3 protein-coding genes and 1 pseudogene are annotated in these 3,564 nt (G+C 66.4%); 2 read left to right on the top strand and 2 right to left on the bottom strand.

Features of this window, described 5'->3' with window-relative positions; genetic code table 11:
* The coding region (locus BKH20_RS13525; RefSeq protein WP_178388619.1) for an NAD(P)H-dependent oxidoreductase at positions 1-206 on the bottom strand (206 nt) is incomplete at its 3' end.
* 48 nt (positions 207-254) lie between these two features.
* Positions 255-1,277, bottom strand: coding sequence for a zinc-dependent alcohol dehydrogenase family protein (locus BKH20_RS13520; RefSeq protein WP_075391474.1), 1,023 nt, complete (start codon positions 1,275-1,277; stop codon positions 255-257).
* A gap of 1,169 nt (positions 1,278-2,446) precedes the next feature.
* Here BKH20_RS13520 and BKH20_RS13515 point away from each other — a divergent pair.
* Both BKH20_RS13515 and BKH20_RS15100 read left to right on the top strand, forming a co-directional pair.
* Positions 2,447-3,100 carry a DUF6318 family protein gene (locus tag BKH20_RS13515; RefSeq protein WP_256693201.1) on the top strand — a complete coding sequence of 218 codons (654 nt, stop codon included), beginning with the start codon at positions 2,447-2,449 and terminating at the stop codon, positions 3,098-3,100.
* Positions 3,101-3,321: 221 nt separating this feature from the next.
* Positions 3,322-3,564, top strand: a pseudogene (locus BKH20_RS15100) (zinc transporter); the annotation flags it as partial.

Below are 3,564 nucleotides of genomic sequence, written 5' to 3'. Positions count from 1 at the left end.
CAGTACATGGGGTACTGCAGCACGATGCGGTCGGCGCCCAGCAGGGCGGCCTGCTCGGTGGCCACATCGATGTTGAAGTCGGGGTAGATGTCGTACATGTAGCGCACGGTGATGTTGCCGGCGAGCGACTCCGCCGCGGCCCCGAGGGCCTTGTTGACCCGGGACTCGGAGATGTTGGGGTGGAAGACGAGAACGAGGGTCTTCATGAACGCTCCTGCTTTCAGATGGTGATGGTGGGTGGTGTGCGGTGTGGTTCAGGGCTCCAGGAGCGCCTTGATGGCGCGACGCTCGTCCATGGCCTTGTAGGCCTCGGCGGCCTCCTCCAGGGGCAGGCGCAGGGTGAAGACCTTGCCGGGGTGGATCTCGCGCTTGAGGATGCGGTCGATGAGGTCGGGCAGGAAACGGCGCACGGGGGCGGGGCCGCCCAGCATGTGGATCTCGGCGAAGAAGAGCTGGTCCCCGGGAAGGGAGACGCCGTGGGCGACGCCCACGTAGCCCAGGTGCCCTCCGGGGCGGCAGGAGGCGATGGCCTGCATCATCGAGGTCTGGTTGCCCACGGCCTCGACGACGCCATGGGCGCCGTAGCCGCCGGTGAGCTCCTTGACCTTCGCGGCGCCCTCGTCGCCGCGCTCGGCGATGACGACGTCGGCGCCGAACTCGCGGGCCAGCGCCGCCCGGTCCTCGTGGCGGGAGAAGGCGATGACCTTTTCGGCCCCCAGGGCCTTGGCGGCCAGGACGGCGGACAGGCCCACGGCGCCGTCGCCGACCACCGCGATGGTCTTGCCGGGGCCGGCCTGGGCCGCGACGGCCCCGAACCAGCCGGTTCCCAGCACGTCGGAGGCGGCCAGCAGTGAGGCGATGATCTCGGGGTCCTCGGGCTTGCCGCCGGGAACGACGACGAGGGTCCCGTCGGCCAGGGCCACACGCGTGTACTCGGCCTGGGTGTCCCCGATGAAGCCGCCGTTGGCGCAGCGCGACTGGTAGCCGTCTTCGCAGATCTCGCAGGTGTTGTCGCTCAGGCAGAAGGAGCCGACGACGAAGTCGCCGACCTTGACGTTCTTGACGTCGTTGCCGACCTCGACGACGGTGCCCACGTACTCGTGGCCCATGGGGCGGGCCTCCTCCACGGGGGAGATGCCCCGGTAGGGCCACAGGTCCGAGCCGCACACGCAGGCGGCCTCCAGCTTGATGACGGCGTCGGTGGGCTCGATGACGTGGGGGACCGCGCGGTCCTCGACACGGACGTCACCGGCGGCGTGCAAGACGACGCCGCGCATCGTGGTGGGCAGGGCGGGAGCAGAAGCAGTCAAAGGTAGGTCCTCACATCAGTGCGGGTTGATATGTGAAGACTAGGCACGGGCCTCGGCGCAGGTCCACCGCTTGGCAGGTTCTGTCAGGGCCACCCAGCGGGGCCGCGAGGGGTCGGTCTTGGTTCGTGAGGTGGTGTGTTTCGGCCCGAGAGCGGGCGAAGACCGGTGCCGGTGAGCGGGCAGCGAGGCTCGCGGGCGGTCGCGGGTGATCGCGCTCGGCCGAAGCCGGGGCGTGGGCGGCGCCGTTTCCTATCCGGCCTTGCTGCCCGACGCAGTGTCCCGGGTCTTGCGCGGAAGCGGCAGAACCAGCGGGGCCCGGTGAGCGGGTCGGAGATGACCTGGAGTGCCGAGCCGAGGACTTCCTCGGCTTTCCGGGGCTGCGTAGGTTCATTCCTTGGTGGCCTGTGCTGAGCACGTTTCCGGCTGAGCGGCGGGCTTGGCGGGGTGATTCAGCCGGTCGTCCTGGTCCGGGGTTTTCCACAGGGTGGTGTCTGGGGCTGGTGTGGGGGCGTTGGTGCGGGTAGTGTCAATACACCGCTTGGACGGGCAGTGTTGCCCGGCCGGGCGGGGTGTGGAGTTGTTTCGGTGGCGAGGAGGCTTCCGTGATGAGTGCGTCCCTACGATCTGCTGTGCCCGCCCCTGTACTCAGGGGCGCTCGGCAGTCTGCAACCTGCCTAGATCGCTCAACCCCGCCAATGCAGTGCCCCGCCGCACACGACCGTCAGACCGGTCTGAACCTCGATGGCGTCGACGAGCCCGCGGAGCAGGAGGCTTTGGCGGTCAGTCAAGGACGGGCGAGCAGCCCGCTATTCGCGCTGGATCCGCGTCTGGCCGAACACAGCCACAGCGGCCAGCGAGAGCTCGACGTCCCCGGCAAGCACAACAGGCAGCCGACTTCAGCAAGAGGGACGAAACAGCTAAGTGTCCGACCACCCGTGTTGGAACGAGACCTTGCTGCGCATGTCGGTCACTCCTGCCTGGGCCCCGGAAGCCCGTGCAGCCCCTGCGTTCCTGGAGAGCGGGCGGAGCGGCCCCTATTGGCGATAGAGCCGGAGCGGCCGGGTGGGGTGGTGCTGCCGGGGCCCAGGCCCCGACCCGGGGCTCGATCCGGTTCTCGTTTCGGGTGCCGGAGGGGTGTGGCTGGCCTGGTGGTGGTGTGTGTGCTGGCGCTGGGGGCGGCGGCCTGCTCGGTGAAGGACGCCAAGGCTGAGGCCAGCGTGAGCGCTAGTGCCAGTGCGTCGGCGGCTATTGCCCGGGCTGAGAAGGGCATTGCTGATGCCAACGCCTCGGCGACCGCCTCCCGGGAAGCGGCCCTGACCCCTGAGCTGCGCGCCAAGCGCGATGCCGCCCTGGCCGAACCCGCACCGGCCAAGCCCGAGCAGATGAATGACCAGACACGTGAGGGGGCAGCCATGACGGCCTGGTACTTCCTCGAGCTCTACCGCTACGCCTACATGACCGGCAACACCACCGAACTCGCCGCCATGAGCGACGACCGCTGCCAGTTCTGCAAATCCGTGATAGACCGGGCCACCAAGCTCCACCAGAACGGCGGCTGGGCAGACAAGTGGGACCAAGAAATCACGAACTACACATACTACGAGAAAATCGAAGGATACGACTACAACGAACTAGATGTCACCGCCAACCAAGGAAAGGTAGTGTCGCACCCAGGCGGAGGGAAAGACCCGACAATTTCCGACCCCAAAGACAACCAAGTGCTGGACTTCGCAATCAGGTACAACGGAACTCGCTGGATGATCGGCGGAGTCAAGGTGTTGGAACAATGAAATTACACAATCGCATCGCTATTGCCCTAATGATATGCACAGGGGTGCTGTCTCCAAGCGCCGTGGGTGCACCAGATTCCTCTCAGGACTCCGGAACGGCCGTAAACTGGGGAGCGGAGTCTGACGATAATCATGTTGTCACTCACGGAGAACGTCGTGAAACTGTGACTCCGCCTCAGCCCGCAGAGCAACCTGAGTCTCCCAGTTCTCCTGGAACGACCGTGCAATACTCAGACAGTCACACCAAATTGGCGATACCTCACGGCAGCTGCAAATCTTACCAAGATGAGCACAAGAAAATGCGGGCTGCGTGCAATTGGGATCCAGAGCCTGAACCCTCCGAGCCCGCCAGCGATGATGAGCCCCGCACGGTCACGATCACCACCCGCCAGGCCGCGACGCTGATTGCTCAGGGCTCGGGTATCACGCGCCAGCCCCCGGGGCCCAAGGTCATCATCTCCATG

The organism is Actinomyces oris, from assembly GCF_001937445.1.
Taxonomy (GTDB): domain Bacteria; phylum Actinomycetota; class Actinomycetes; order Actinomycetales; family Actinomycetaceae; genus Actinomyces; species Actinomyces acetigenes.
Note: the sequence above shows the minus strand (reverse complement) of the source record. Positions and strands in the feature narration are given on the sequence as shown.